Origin of the sequence: Mycobacterium noviomagense (assembly GCF_010731635.1) — a bacterium.
Classification (GTDB): domain Bacteria; phylum Actinomycetota; class Actinomycetes; order Mycobacteriales; family Mycobacteriaceae; genus Mycobacterium; species Mycobacterium noviomagense.
Window position 1 is genome coordinate 1,238,556 of sequence record NZ_AP022583.1, and the last position, 12,953, is coordinate 1,251,508.

Below are 12,953 nucleotides of genomic sequence, written 5' to 3' on the forward strand. Positions count from 1 at the left end.
TCCGGCAATGCGACGCGCGACGATGTTGACCGGGTGAGCGGCGTGTCCGGCGAAGCTGCATACTTTTCGTCGTGACGAATAAATCGTTACGCTGGAAATCGACATCGCCGGCTACGCGGGACACTGCGCGGGATTTATTGCTGGATGCGGCGCAGGCCTGCTTCGATGCAAACGGTCTATCCGCCACCACGATGGAAGACATCGCCAGGCAGGCGGGCGTATCGCGAGCGACGGTGTACCGCTACTTCGCCAGCCGCGAGGCCGTGGTGTCCGGCGTCATCCTGCGCGCCACCGAACGCTACCTGGAGCGGGTACGCACCCGGATCGCCGGTCAACCCGATTTGGGCTCAGCGGTACTGGAATTCGTCGAGGTGACAGTGCGTGCTGCGACCCGCGAGGAGACGATAGGTCTCCTATTCGGCAGCGATGAGCATCTGGCCGGGGTCGGGCTGGCCGAGGGCACGTCGGTGGCGTTGTTCGAGATTGTCACCGAGTTTTTGCGTCCGGTCTTCGCCGCCCACTTTGACGATTTTCGGCCCGGGCTTTCAGTCGATGATGCCGCCGAGTGGATCTTGCGCACGATCCTGAGCCTGCTGACGGTGCGCGGGCCGCGGCAGCGCAGCCGTGAGGGTCTTGACACCTTTCTGCGGCGGTTTTTGCTGCCCGCCATCGTCACACCACGCTGATCTGCGTCGGGCACTGCGACGTGCAATCTGGTGGGCCTCGGCAGAGTGTGATACAAACTCGTAGTAACGTCTCATACATCATGTCGACCAGCGAGCGGGATAGCCTGTGGACTTTGCGCACTTCGACGAGCGGATCGCTCAGCAGATGCTGGGTGCAGCTGCTGCAGGCGGCGCATTATCGAAGTATCTCGGCTTTCGTCACACCGAGTTGAGTGCCGGTCGGCTGATCGCCGAGATGGATGCCCGGGCAGAGCTGTTGACGCCCTTCGGCAACCTGCACGGAGGGTGCCTGGCGGCGATGGTCGACCACTGCTTGGGTGTGCTTTTCTACCCCGTCATCCCGTCCGGTTCCTGGGTCGCCACAACAGAGTTCAAGCTGAACCTGTTGCGGCCGGTGTCCGACGGTGTGTGCGTGGCCGTTGCCGACATCATCGCACTGAGCAAACGCAGCGGTGTGGCACGCATCGACGTCACCAACCACGGCAACCCCGTCTGCGTCGCTCAAGGCACAGTCACGATTGTCAGCCCCAAAGCCGGTGCGTCGTGAACATCACCCCGGCCTTGGTCGAGCGCGCCCCACTGCAATCCAGCCCTGCCGGTAGCTGGCCGTCCCGACTGGCGCGGGGCGTTTGTCGACGCGCACCGGGTGTTGTGCAAGCGCGCGAAATGCGAAACAGACCCCGGCGTCGGGCCACGGCCCCGGTAGTCGCATGACGCTGATCCACGAGCGCATCCCCACCACTGACGGCATCACCCTGGCCGCCGACTGCTACACCCAAGACCGTGCGCGGCCCGTGGTGCTGCTGCTACACGGCGGCGGCCAGAACCGTCACGCCTGGGCCACCTCGGCCCGCCGACTCCACACCCACGGCTACAGCGTCGTCGCCTACGACACCCGCGGCCACGGCGACAGCGACTGGGACCCCAGCGGGCGATACGACATCGAACAGCTTGCCGCCGATCTGATCGCAGTCAAGGACCGATTCAGCCCCCAGCGCCCACCCGTCGTCGTCGGTGCCTCACTGGGCGGGATGACGATCCTGGCCACCCACCTACTCGCGCCGGCCGAGCTTTGGGCAGGCGTCGTCCTAGTCGACATCACCCCGCGCATGGAATTCGACGGAGCCCGCCGCGTCATCTCGTTCATGGCAGCCCACCCCGACGGGTTCGCCTCACTCGAGGACGCCGCCGACGTCATCGCCGCATACAACCCGCACCGTGCGCGACCCGACAACCTGGAGGGCCTACACAAGGTGCTACAACGACGCAGCGACGGCCGATGGATCTGGCGCTGGGATCCGGCGTTCATCACCTCCAAACTGCAATCCCTCCACCTCGACCCCACTACCGGTGCCGAACACTTCGACAACCTAGTCCAGCCGCTCGTCGAGGGAGCACGCCGCATCACCGCCCCGACCCTCCTGGTGCGCGGGGTCCTCTCCGACGTCGTCTCGCATGAGACCGTCGCTGAGTTCCTGGACCTCGTCCCCCACGCCGAAACCGTCGACGTGTCCGACGCCGGCCACATGGTCGCCGGCGACGACAACGACGCCTTCACCGCCGCCGTCACCGAATTCCTTCAACGCGTCACCTGACCGATCGGCGGCGGCTTGCTGTCCGAACCGGGGAATCTACGCACGAGCAAGTCCTGGCTACTGAGCGCCCGCAGGGTGGATCGCGATGAGGGAGTCGAGGTTCTCTTGGACGCGTTCGGGCGCGATTGCGATGGACGGTGGATACAACATGACATGGTCGAGGACGCCTTCGTAGCGGCGCAGGCCGTCTCGAACCTGGCTCGCGGTGCCGGCGACGCCCATGGTGTCGATCATGTCGTCGGACACGGCGTCGAACATGGCGGTCAAGTCGCGACGCGCGAACGCTTCGCGAATAACCTGACCTTGCTTCACAAAACCGTTGACGTCGAGTACCGGCTCGTAGGTCTTCACCGATGCGTAGAACGCAATCTGTTGGGCAAGTTCCCGGCGTGCCACGTCAGGATCGTCGTGAATGGAACACATGACCATAGAGATGACCTCGATGTCGCTCGGGGGTCGCCCGGCGTGGGCGGCTCCCTTGGCGATGGCGGGGCGGACGACCTCCTCAACATAGGTGGTCGTGAACAGAGGGTGCCCGGCCAGTCCGTCGGCGACGCGGCCGGCAGCCTCACACATCCGGGGCCGCACGCCGGCGGTGATGATCGGGATGTCCCGTGTCGGCGGGGCGACCTCGCCGGTTGGCACCAGGTTCATCCGATAGAACCGGCCCTCATGGCGGATCGGGCCTTCGTGCAAGTTCCAGATGCGCCGCACCAGCGGGACGAGTTCTTCCATCCGCAGCGCCGGTGCCGATGTGTCGGCGATGCCATGCCAGTCGCTCATCATCCGTTTGGTGCCGTTTCCGATGCCCAACACAACGCGACCATGGGACAGTTCATCGAGGTCCCGCGCTTCGCTGGCCAGTACCAACGGGCTGCGGCCAACCCCATAGAGAATCGAAGATCCGATTCGGCAGGACTTGGTAGAGAGTGCCATTGCCGCCATCGAGATCGAACCGGAGCGCGAATAGAACTCCGAGGCCCACACGGCATCAAAGCCGGCACGGTCCGCCGCTGCGGCGGTGGCCGCAAGCGCGGGCAAGTCAGGAGCGACGACAGCGATGCCGTAGGTCGTCATGGCCGGGCTCCGTTACCGCAGTCTCGCGGCCGTAGGCCGATGAACAGCATGTCGTCGATGGTGCGCGCTACGAGGTCTTCATCAAGCGCGTCACGGGTGGTGAGATAACTCAATGCGCTGGTAGTAACGGCACCAAAGAGTGCGACGGCCGCGGCCCTGGCGTTGCCAACAGTCACCAAAGAGCCGTCAGCGGCGCCGTCGAGAAGCAAGGCCTCGACTGGCTGAACATAGGCGGCGCTGATCATACCGGCGACAAGAGGCATTCGCGCGGCGCGGCCCAACTCTCCAATCAGTGCGCGGCACGCCGCAGGGCGCTGGGCCATGACCCGTAGCTGCGCGGCGATGACTAGCCGCAGACGGTCTGCGCCGCTGCCGCCGGCACGCACGATCTCGTTGACCACGTTGGCGATCTGTTGCAGGACGTCTTCAAGCAGGAACGCCAAGATCTCGTCTTTGCCGGCGAAGTAGTAATAGAGGGTGGCTTTTGCGATGCCGGTGGCCGCCGCGACGTCTTCGATCTTGGTGTCGTTGAGGCCGCGCTCGGCGAAGAGCTGAGCTGCCGCAGGCAACCGTTCGGCGATAGAAGCCGGGATTTCGCGCATTGCCGCTCCCTGTAGACCGGTTTAAACTTTCAGTTTAAACCAGAGGTCCGAACGTAGGGAGACGCCGATGCCGAAGGTGCGGATTCGCTACGACCCATTCGACGCCGACATCATCGATGATCCCTACCCCACCTACCGGCTGCTGCGCGATGAGGCCCCGGTGTATCGAGCGGAAAACTGCAACGCGTGGGTGCTCAGCCGCCATGATGACGTCACCGCCGCCCTGTTGGATCACCACAGTTACTCTTCGGCGAACGGAATCTTCCCGACTCCACCCGGAAGAAGCTTCGGCGAGTGGTTCCTGCCCATGATCATTGCGATGGACCCGCCCCGCCACGATCAGCTGCGCGCCCTCGTCAGCAAAGCATTCACCGCGCGGCGCATCGCCGCACTCAACGACGGCATCGAGGAGGTGGCCGGCGACCTAAGCCGGCGGCTCGAGCAGAGTGAAGGCGCCGCGGATTTCGTAACCGATTTCGCCGGCGTACTGCCCGCGATGGTTATCGCCGATCTGCTGGGCATCCCGCGTGGCGACCGAGAGCTTTTCAGGCAGTGGTCCACTGCGCTGATCCAGGCCAACCCCACTCGCGGCCACTCGAGGGCAGGACTGGCGGCCGCAGCCGCGGTATATGCGTACTTCGCCGATTTCCTGGCCGAACGTCGATGTAAGCAACGCGACGATCTGATGTCGGCGCTGGTAGAGGCTGAGATCGACGGCAGCAAGCTATCTGATGACGAGCTGCTCGGGTTTTGCCTGCTGCTGCTGATCGCCGGCCATGAAACCACCACCAACCTCCTCGGCAACGCCGCGGTGGTGCTGGCAAACCACCCTGACAGTCGCCATCGGCTGCTCGTTGAGCACACCATGCTGGGCGCCGCCATCGAGGAGCTGCTTCGTTATGATTCCCCAGTCCAAGGGTTGGGGCGAACCCTGTCCCGCGACGTGACACTGCATGGCACCACAATGTCGCATGGCGATTCCATTTTGCTGTTGTTCGGGTCAGCCAACCGTGACGAACGCGTGTTCAGCAATCCTGACGTCTTCGACATCGACCGAAAACCCGAGCACCAGGTCGCGTTCGGTCGGGGAATCCACTTTTGTCTCGGGGCGGGACTAGCGCGCATGGAGGCGAGGATCGCGCTGCGCGCGTTTCTGACGCGGGTGCCGGACTGGGAGATCGACTATGACTCCGCCGTGCGGCTGCGATCCGGCCCCATCCGCGGCTATCTGTCGCTGCCCATCACCTGGGCTACCCGGAGCCGCGCAGACGTCAATTGACACGGAAAGGCGCGACGATGGGGATCGCGGCTGACCCGGTCGGCTCCGTAGATCTTCCTGCGAGTCAGGTCAGCTGATGATGTGACGAATGCCGGAAAGAGGCGGGACCTTCGGTGTCGCAGGGCTTTGGCCCAAATGGTTAGGTATTCCATACCATTGGCGATCAGTGCGCCTTTTCCCGGCTCCCTACCCCGTTGATCTGATTTGCTCGAAGGAATTCGCATGACCGATCTGGACACCACGTTACCCCCCGCGTTGCGCCGCGCGCTCGAGCTCCTCGCCCATCCGCCGGCGCAACCAGATGTCAGTAAGGGCTATCTAGATCTACTGGGCACTGGACCGGTCGAGCACGATGTTATGCCGAAGAACACCGGCGCGATCCAAGCCTTATGGGCCTCAGCGGTCGGGTCGATGCTGTGGGACCGCACCCAAGCCGTGATGCGCAGGCTGCTTGTCGCATGGCAGCAGCCCACCGAGTGGTTGAACATCCCGCAGGGCGGCATCGTTCTGGACGTCGGCTGCGGCCCCGGTAATGTCACCGCATCGCTGGCCCACGCCACGGGTCCAGGCGGATTGGCCTTAGGCGTGGACGTCTCCGAGCCCATGCTGGCACGGGCGGTGCAGGCCCAAGCTGGCCCTCAAGTCGGCTTCATGCGGGCGGATGCGCAGCGGCTTCCCCTACGCGATGAGACCGTGGACGCGGTTGTCTCGATCGCCGTGCTGATGCTGATACCGGATCCGGTGGCGGCGCTGGCGGAAATGGCGCGGGTGCTGCGACCGGGCGGACGACTGGCCGTGATGGTGCCCACCGCCGGGCGTGCTTTCCGGTATTCGGGGAAGCTACTGCCGATCGCCGGGTCCCGTGCGTTCGGCAACGACGAACTGGGCGACATCCTTGAAGACCATGGCTTCGTCAGCGTGCGGACTAAAAATGTCGGTACTATTCAATGGGTCCGGGGCAAACGCCGATGAGACGCGGCGTATAACGGGCTCGATAAGCGTGACGGCAGGATCGGAGTGTCTTGGCGTTCCCCGCGCGATCACCGCTTCTGACGAACGCAATTGTGCGACCGCTTGCTATTGCTTCTCACCTTGCTATCCGCTGCGCATCGAGCAGTTTACGAACCCATCAGCCCGGTCGCTGCGAAGCCCAGCTCCGGGTCGCGTCCAGCAAAGTAGTCGTGCAGCGTGGTGCTGAGCGCTTCGGGGTCCCAGGCGGGCGTGTCCGCCGAGAACTGACGCTCCACCGTGGGCGCTGCCACCAGCGTCACGCGCGGGCCGTAGACGATGAAAAGCTGGCCGTTGACCGCCTCGGCAGCCGGGGAGGCGAGGAAGCGGACCAGGGTGACCACATGCTCGGGCGAAAGCGGATCGATCTCGCCGGTCTCGGGTGCCTCGCCGAAGACCTCGGCCGTCATCGCGGTGCGGGCCCGCGGGCAGATCACGTTGGCGCAGACCCCGTAGCGGCCCAGCGCCCGCGCCGCCGACAGCGTCAATGTGGTGATGCCCGCCTTTGCTGCGGCATAGTTGGCCTGCCCCACGGGGCCGACAAGCCCCGCCTCCGACGAGGTGTTGATGAGGCGGCCGTAGATAGAGCCGCCGGATTCCTTCGCCTTGGACCGCCAGTAGGTCGCCGCGTTGCGTGTCAGCAGGAAGTGGCCGCGCAGATGCACGGCGATGACGGCGTCCCACTCGTCGTCGGACATGTTGAACAGCATCCGGTCGCGGGTGATCCCCGCATTGTTGACCACGATGCTCAAGCCGCCCAGCCCGTCGGCGCAGGTGATGAGCTCGTCGGCGGTGGCGCGCTGGCTGATGTCGCCCGTGACCGCGACGGCCTTCGAACCGGCGGCAGTGATCTCGTCGATGACGTCGGAGGCGTCCAGCGCGGTGGCGATGTCGTTGACGACGACGGTGGCGCCGGCGCGTGCCAAACCGATGGCCTCGGCGCGGCCCAGCCCCGCGGCCGCACCGGTGACCACCGCGACCTTCCCGGACAGATCGGTCGCGTTCACGTTGCTAGTCAATTTATGAATACCTCTAGTCTTCGCGGCTCAACGCCGCCCGCGGGCATTCGGCGATCGCTTGCTCGGCGAGCTCCTCCCGGTCGGGTGGAATCGGGTCGGTTTTGACCACGGCGTAGTCCTCGTCATCCAGCTCGAAGATATCCGGCGCGATTCCCATGCACACCGCGTTGCCCTCACACCGATCGCGGTCCACTATCACTCGCACGGCTCTCTCCCTTCAGCTGCCAAGCCTGCTTGGCCTTGTCCGACTGCCGGTAGCACCACCATACGACGACGGCTCGCTGGACCCCCAGACTAGAACGTGTTACAACCGGGGAGGTAGACCGGATTGCGAAGGGACGGCCAATGCGCATCAGTTACACCCCTGAGCAGGAAGAGCTGCGTCGCGAACTGCGGTCGTACTTCGCCAAGCTGATCACTCCGGAACGCCGGGAAGCGCTGAGCTCGACGTCGGGCGAGATCGGCAGCGGCAACGTCTACCGGGAGACGGTCGCCGAGATGGGCCGTGACGGTTGGCTGGCGCTGGGCTGGCCCAAGGAGTACGGCGGACAGGCCCGTTCGGCGATGGACCAGCTGATCTTCACCGACGAAGCCGCCATCGCCGGTGCGCCGGTACCGTTCTTGACCATCAACAGCGTCGCGCCGACGATCATGGCGTTCGGCACCGAGGAGCAGAAGAAGTTCTACCTGCCCAAGATCGCCGCCGGCGAGATCCATTTTTCGATCGGCTACTCCGAGCCCGGGGCAGGCACCGATCTGGCGAACCTGCGCACCACCGCGGTGCGCGACGGCGACGACTACATCGTCAACGGGCAGAAGATGTGGACGAGCCTGATCCAGTACGCCGACTACGTGTGGCTGGCGGTGCGCACCAACCCCGAAGTCAAGAAGCACCGCGGCATCTCGGTGTTGATCGTGCCGACCACGGCCGAAGGTTTTTCGTGGACTCCGGTGCACACCATGGCCGGTCCCGACACCAGCGCCACCTATTACTCCGATGTTCGTGTTCCGGTGGCTAACCGCGTCGGTGAAGAAAACGGCGGCTGGAAGCTGGTCACCAACCAGCTCAACCACGAGCGCGTGGCATTGGTGTCCGCACAGCCGATCATCTTGGCGCTCAACCAGGTTCGGGAATGGGCGCAGAACACCAAGGATGCCTCGGGTGCGCGGCTCATCGACTCGGAGTGGGTGCAGCTCAATCTGGCGCGGGTGCACGCGAAAGTTGAGGTGCTCAAGCTGATCAACTGGGAGCTGGCCTCGTCGAACGAAGCCGCCCCGTCGCCGGCGGATGCGTCGGCGGCCAAGGTGTTTGGCACCGAGCTGGCCACCGAGGCCTACCGGCTGCTGATGGAGGTGCTGGGCACGGGCGCCACCGTGCGCCAGGATTCGCCCGGAGCGGTGCTGCGCGGCCGGATCGAGCGGATGCACCGCGCGTGCTTGATCTTGACCTTCGGCGGCGGCACCAATGAAGTCCAGCGCGACATCATCGGCATGGTGGCGCTGGGCCTGCCTCGAGCCAACCGCTGACCCGCAAAGGACGTACTGATGGACTTCTCGACAACCGAAGCAGCACAGGACCTCGGCGGTCTGGTCGACACCATTGTGGCCGCGGTGTGCACACCGGAACATCAGCGCGAGCTCGACGGGCTTGAACAGCGCTTCGACCGCTCACTGTGGGACAAGCTGATCGACGCCGACATTTTGAGTACCGCGGCACCGGAGTCGCTGGGCGGCGGCGGGTATGGGGTGCTCGAGCAGACCGCGGTGCTGGTTGCGTTGGGCCGGGGGCTGGCCGCCGTGCCGTATCTGGAGTCGGTGGTGTTGGCCGCCGGGGCGCTGGGCCGCTTCGGCTCCGAGGAGCTTCAGCAGCAGTGGGGCGCACCGGCGGTCAGCGGTCAGAAGGTTGTCACCGCCGCGCTGGACGGCGACATGGGTGAAGGGCCGGTGCAGGCCACCCGCTCCGGTGACGGCTATCGTCTGACCGGCACGCGCACCCAGGTCGGTTACGGACCGGTGGCGGATGCCTTTTTGGTGCCCGCCGACGATTCGGGCACCGTAGTTTTCCTGATCAGTACCGATGACCCCGGCGTGTCGGTGACCGCTCTGGAGACGACCGGTCTGGGCAGTGTCGGGCATCTCGAACTGTCGGGCGTCGAAGTCAGCGACGAACGGGTGGTCGGCGGCCACGAAGTCATCGATTGGCTTTCCGCGCTTGCCGCCTTGGGACGCAGCGCTTTTCAACTCGGCGTGCTCGACCGCGGGTTGCAGTTGACCGCCGAGTACGCCCGCACCCGTGAGCAGTTCGACCGGCCGATCGGCAGTTTCCAAGCGGTGTCGCAGCGGCTCGCCGATGGCTACATCGACGTCAAGGGGCTGAGGTTGACACTGACGCAGGCGGCGTGGCGGCTGTCCGAGGACTTACCGGCGGGCACTGAAGTCGCGACCTCGGCGTTCTGGGCCGCCGATGCCGGGCATCGGGTGGCGCACACCATCGTCCATGTGCACGGAGGTGTCGGTATCGACATCGACCACCCAGTGCACCGGTACTTCTTGGCGGCCAAGCAGACCGAGTTCGCGTTGGGGAGCGCCACCGGAGCGCTGCGCAAGATCGGCCGGGAACTGGCCGACACACCCGTTTAACTGATGGCCGAGGTGCTGCCCACCGTCGTCGACTTGCTCAGACCGCTGGTCGACGTCGAGGACCGGGGCGTCTACTTCGAGGAATCGTTTGTCAGCTGGCGTGACCACATTCGGCACGGGGCGGCGATAGCGGCTGCGTTGCGCACACGCCTGGATCCGGACAAGCCGCCGCACGTGGGCGTACTGCTGGAGAACACTCCGTTCTTTTCCGCGGTGCTGGCCGCGGCCGGGATGTCGGGCATCGTGCCGGTGGGCCTGAACCCGGTGCGCCGCGGTGCGGCGCTGGCCCGCGACATCCGCCACGCCGACTGCCAACTCGTGCTGGCCGACTCGAAGTCTGCTGCGGCCCTCGGTGATATCGAGCATGTCAATGCCGACTCGCCCGAGTGGGCCGACGAGGTCGCCGCCCATCGCGACGCAAAGGTGCGGTTTGCGCAGGCGCGTCCCGACGACCTGTTCATGCTGATCTTCACTTCCGGCACCAGCGGTGATCCCAAGGCGGTGATGTGCAGTCACGGCAAGGTCGGGATCGCCGGTGTGACGATGACCGAGCGGTTTTCCCTGGGCCGCGATGACGTGTGCTACGTGTCGATGCCGCTGTTTCATTCCAACGCAGTGCTGGTCGGCTGGTCGGTGGCGTTGGCCTGTCGCGGGTCAATGGTGTTGCGGCGCAAGTTTTCTGCGTCGCAATTTTTGCCCGACGTCCGCAAGTACGGCGCCACGTATGCCAATTACGTGGGCAAGCCGTTGTCGTATGTGCTGGCCACCCCGGAGCGGCCCGACGATGCCGACAACCCGCTGCGGGCCGTGTACGGCAACGAAGGCGCACCCGCCGACATCGAGCGCTTCGCCCGCCGATTCGGGTGCGTGGTCATCGACGGGTTCGGCTCGACCGAAGGCGGGGTGGCAATCGGTCGAACCCCGGACACGCCCCCGGGCGCGCTGGGCCCGCTGCCCGACGGTGTCGAGATCGTCGACGTCGATACCGGTAAACCCTGCCCACCGGGAGTGGTGGGTGAACTGGTCAACACCGCCGGCGCCGGTCGTTTCGAGGGTTACTACAACGATCCCGAGGCCAATGCGCAGCGCATGGCCGGCGGCGCCTACCACAGCGGCGACCTGGCCTACCGCGACGAGAACGGATACGTGTACTTCGCCGGCCGACTCGGTGACTGGTTGCGGGTCGACGGTGAGAACCTGGGCACCGCGCCCATCGAGCGGGTGCTGGCCCGCTATCCCGAAGTGACCGAGGTGGCGGTGTACGCGGTGCCCGACCCTGCCGTCGGCGACCAGGTGATGGCGGCACTGGTGATGGCGCCGGGTGCGGAGTTCGATCCCGACAAGTTCCGCGCGTTTTTGGCCGAGCAGCCCGACCTCGGACCCAAGCAGTGGCCGGCGTATGTGCGGATTTGCACGGCACTGCCGCGTACCGCAACGTTCAAGGTGGTCAAACGCGAGCTCTCGGCCCAGGGTCTCGACTGCGCCGACCCGGTGTGGCAGATTCGGCGATAGCTTGCCGACGTGGGAGGCGGGGTCGAATGACGAAGCGCCAGCCGACAGTCGCGATAGTGGGAGCCGGGATGTCCGGATTGTGCGCTGCAATCATCCTGCAGCGGGCCGGCATTGACGACGTCACCCTGTATGAGAAGGCCGGCCAGGTCGGCGGCACCTGGCGGGAGAACACCTATCCCGGCCTGACCTGCGACGTGCCGTCGCGTTTCTACCAGTTCAGCTTCGCGCCGAATCCGGGCTGGAGCCACCTGTTTTCACCCGGCGGCGAGATACAGCAGTACTTCACCGACGTGGCCAAAAGAACCGGCGTCTACGAGCGGATCCGGTTCGGTACCGAAGTCGTCAGCGCCGAGTTCGACGGGCGGGGCTGGGTTGTGCACACCAGCAACGCGGAGAAATCTCGAGTTGACTTCCTGATATCGGCGACAGGTGTGCTGCACCACCCGAAGATTCCGGACATTCGCGGACTCGGCGACTTTTCGGGTTCGGTGTTTCACTCCGCGCGGTGGGACCACAGCGTCGAGCTGCGGAGCCGCCGGGTCGCGGTGATTGGGACCGGCTCGACCGGAGTGCAGATCGTCAGCCGGCTCGCGGGCACCCCGGCCCGGCTCACCCTGTTCCAGCGCACCCCGCAGTGGATCATGCCGATGCCGAATCCCCGCTACCCGCGGCTGACGCACCGCACCCATCGGGCGTTTCCGTTGCTGGATCGTCTTGGCTACCACGGATACCGGATACCGATGGAGATCTTTTCGGCCGCATTGGTCAAACCGGGCTGGCGTCGACGGTTCGTGGCAGCCCTATGCCGGGCGAACCTGCGCACGGTGCGGGACCCGCAACTTCGAGAGGCATTGACCCCGACCTACACACCCATGTGCAAGCGGCTGGTGATCTCCAACGGTTTCTACCGGGCGATGCAGCGCGACGACGTCGAGCTCGTCACTGCTCGGATCGATCACGTTGAATCGCGCGGTATCGTCACCGACGACGGCGTCCTGCACGACACCGACGTCATCGTGCTGGCAACAGGATTCGACGCCCACGCCTACATGCGCCCCATGCGGGTAATCGGCCGCGACGGCCTTCGCCTCGAAGATGCCTGGCGCGACGGGCCGCGCGCATTCGAAACCGTTGCCCTACCGGGGTTCCCAAACTTCTTCATGCTGCTGGGCCCGCACAGCCCCGTCGGCAACTTCCCGTTGACCGCAGTCGCTGAATCGCAGGCCGATCACATCCTGGGTTGGCTAAAGCGTTGGCAGCGTGGAGACTTCGACACTGTGGAGCCGACGCAAGCGGCGACCCAGGCGTTCAACGACGCATTGACGGCGGCGATGCCCGACACCGTATGGACCACCGGTTGCGACAGCTGGTATCTCGGCAAGAACGGTCTGCCCGAAGTGTGGCCGTTCACACCGGCTCGACACCGCGCCATGCTCGCCAAGCCGAAGCTTGAAAACTACGACTTGCGCGCTGCCGGGCCGGCCACCAAAATCGGTTTGGTGTCGAGGTAGCTTTCGATAACTTCGCGGCCCGTT

The 12,953-nt window shown here is 65.2% G+C and carries 13 protein-coding genes; 9 read left to right on the forward strand and 4 right to left on the reverse strand.

Annotated elements, in window-relative coordinates:
* Positions 1 to 71: 71 nt before the first annotated feature.
* The 3 genes from G6N15_RS05785 (at position 72) to G6N15_RS05795 (ending at position 2,281) form a co-directional block, all read left to right on the forward strand.
* Positions 72 to 686, forward strand: coding sequence for a TetR/AcrR family transcriptional regulator (locus G6N15_RS05785; protein ID WP_083085399.1), 615 nt, complete (start codon positions 72 to 74; stop codon positions 684 to 686).
* Positions 687 to 831: 145 nt separating this feature from the next.
* Positions 832 to 1,233, forward strand: coding sequence for a PaaI family thioesterase (locus G6N15_RS05790; RefSeq protein ID WP_083085591.1), 402 nt, complete (start codon positions 832 to 834; stop codon positions 1,231 to 1,233).
* 163 nt (positions 1,234 to 1,396) lie between these two features.
* A complete protein-coding gene (locus tag G6N15_RS05795) occupies positions 1,397 to 2,281 on the forward strand; it encodes an alpha/beta fold hydrolase (protein WP_083085400.1) in 885 nt (294 codons plus the stop codon).
* 57 nt (positions 2,282 to 2,338) lie between these two features.
* Here G6N15_RS05795 and G6N15_RS05800 read toward each other — a convergent pair whose 3' ends face one another.
* Positions 2,339 to 3,358, reverse strand: coding sequence for an LLM class flavin-dependent oxidoreductase (locus tag G6N15_RS05800; RefSeq protein ID WP_083085401.1), 1,020 nt, complete (start codon positions 3,356 to 3,358; stop codon positions 2,339 to 2,341).
* Positions 3,355 to 3,960: a TetR/AcrR family transcriptional regulator gene (locus G6N15_RS05805; RefSeq protein ID WP_083085403.1), complete on the reverse strand. Its 606-nt coding sequence runs from the start codon at positions 3,958 to 3,960 to the stop codon at positions 3,355 to 3,357. Before G6N15_RS05805 ends, G6N15_RS05800 begins: the two co-directional genes overlap by 4 nt.
* Before the next feature lie 67 nt (positions 3,961 to 4,027).
* Here G6N15_RS05805 and G6N15_RS05810 point away from each other — a divergent pair, with 67 nt between their 5' ends.
* Positions 4,028 to 5,239 (forward strand): cytochrome P450, encoded by a 1,212-nt coding sequence (locus G6N15_RS05810; RefSeq protein WP_083085405.1) that lies wholly within the window; start codon positions 4,028 to 4,030, stop codon positions 5,237 to 5,239.
* A 222-nt stretch (positions 5,240 to 5,461) separates the two neighbouring features.
* Positions 5,462 to 6,211 carry a methyltransferase domain-containing protein gene (locus tag G6N15_RS05815; protein ID WP_083085407.1) on the forward strand — a complete coding sequence of 250 codons (750 nt, stop codon included), beginning with the start codon at positions 5,462 to 5,464 and terminating at the stop codon, positions 6,209 to 6,211.
* A 146-nt stretch (positions 6,212 to 6,357) separates the two neighbouring features.
* On the opposite strand, the gene G6N15_RS05820 is transcribed toward G6N15_RS05815, so the two are convergent.
* Entirely contained in the window at positions 6,358 to 7,266 is a 909-nt protein-coding gene (locus G6N15_RS05820; RefSeq protein WP_083085409.1) for a 3-oxoacyl-ACP reductase, read from the reverse strand.
* A gap of 13 nt (positions 7,267 to 7,279) precedes the next feature.
* Positions 7,280 to 7,471 (reverse strand): ferredoxin, encoded by a 192-nt coding sequence (locus G6N15_RS05825; RefSeq protein WP_083085412.1) that lies wholly within the window; start codon positions 7,469 to 7,471, stop codon positions 7,280 to 7,282.
* 140 nt (positions 7,472 to 7,611) lie between these two features.
* On the opposite strand from G6N15_RS05825, the gene G6N15_RS05830 reads away from it, so the two are divergent.
* The 4 genes from G6N15_RS05830 to G6N15_RS05845 are packed head-to-tail and all read left to right on the forward strand — an operon-like array spanning position 7,612 to position 12,929.
* Complete coding sequence (locus tag G6N15_RS05830; RefSeq protein WP_083085415.1) at positions 7,612 to 8,793, forward strand: acyl-CoA dehydrogenase; 1,182 nt, start codon at positions 7,612 to 7,614, stop codon at positions 8,791 to 8,793.
* An 18-nt stretch (positions 8,794 to 8,811) separates the two neighbouring features.
* On the forward strand, positions 8,812 to 9,906 hold the full coding sequence (locus tag G6N15_RS05835) for an acyl-CoA dehydrogenase family protein (RefSeq protein WP_083085418.1): 1,095 nt from the start codon (positions 8,812 to 8,814) through the stop codon (positions 9,904 to 9,906).
* 3 nt (positions 9,907 to 9,909) lie between these two features.
* Entirely contained in the window at positions 9,910 to 11,418 is a 1,509-nt protein-coding gene (gene fadD17, locus G6N15_RS05840; RefSeq protein WP_083085421.1) for a long-chain-fatty-acid--CoA ligase FadD17, read from the forward strand.
* 26 nt (positions 11,419 to 11,444) lie between these two features.
* On the forward strand, positions 11,445 to 12,929 hold the full coding sequence (locus G6N15_RS05845; RefSeq protein ID WP_083085424.1) for a flavin-containing monooxygenase: 1,485 nt from the start codon (positions 11,445 to 11,447) through the stop codon (positions 12,927 to 12,929).
* The last annotated feature ends 24 nt before the right edge of the window (positions 12,930 to 12,953 follow it).

Coding starts and splice junctions, on each gene's coding strand:
- G6N15_RS05790 (WP_083085591.1), top strand. CDS start 832: ATGCTGGGTGCAGCTGCTGCAGGCGGCGCATTATCGAAGTATCTCGGC.
- G6N15_RS05795 (WP_083085400.1), top strand. CDS start 1,397: ATGACGCTGATCCACGAGCGCATCCCCACCACTGACGGCATCACCCTG.
- G6N15_RS05800 (WP_083085401.1), bottom strand. CDS start 3,358: ATGACGACCTACGGCATCGCTGTCGTCGCTCCTGACTTGCCCGCGCTT.
- G6N15_RS05805 (WP_083085403.1), bottom strand. CDS start 3,960: ATGCGCGAAATCCCGGCTTCTATCGCCGAACGGTTGCCTGCGGCAGCT.
- G6N15_RS05810 (WP_083085405.1), top strand. CDS start 4,028: ATGCCGAAGGTGCGGATTCGCTACGACCCATTCGACGCCGACATCATC.
- G6N15_RS05815 (WP_083085407.1), top strand. CDS start 5,462: ATGACCGATCTGGACACCACGTTACCCCCCGCGTTGCGCCGCGCGCTC.
- G6N15_RS05830 (WP_083085415.1), top strand. CDS start 7,612: ATGCGCATCAGTTACACCCCTGAGCAGGAAGAGCTGCGTCGCGAACTG.
- G6N15_RS05835 (WP_083085418.1), top strand. CDS start 8,812: ATGGACTTCTCGACAACCGAAGCAGCACAGGACCTCGGCGGTCTGGTC.
- fadD17 (WP_083085421.1), top strand. CDS start 9,910: ATGGCCGAGGTGCTGCCCACCGTCGTCGACTTGCTCAGACCGCTGGTC.
- G6N15_RS05845 (WP_083085424.1), top strand. CDS start 11,445: ATGACGAAGCGCCAGCCGACAGTCGCGATAGTGGGAGCCGGGATGTCC.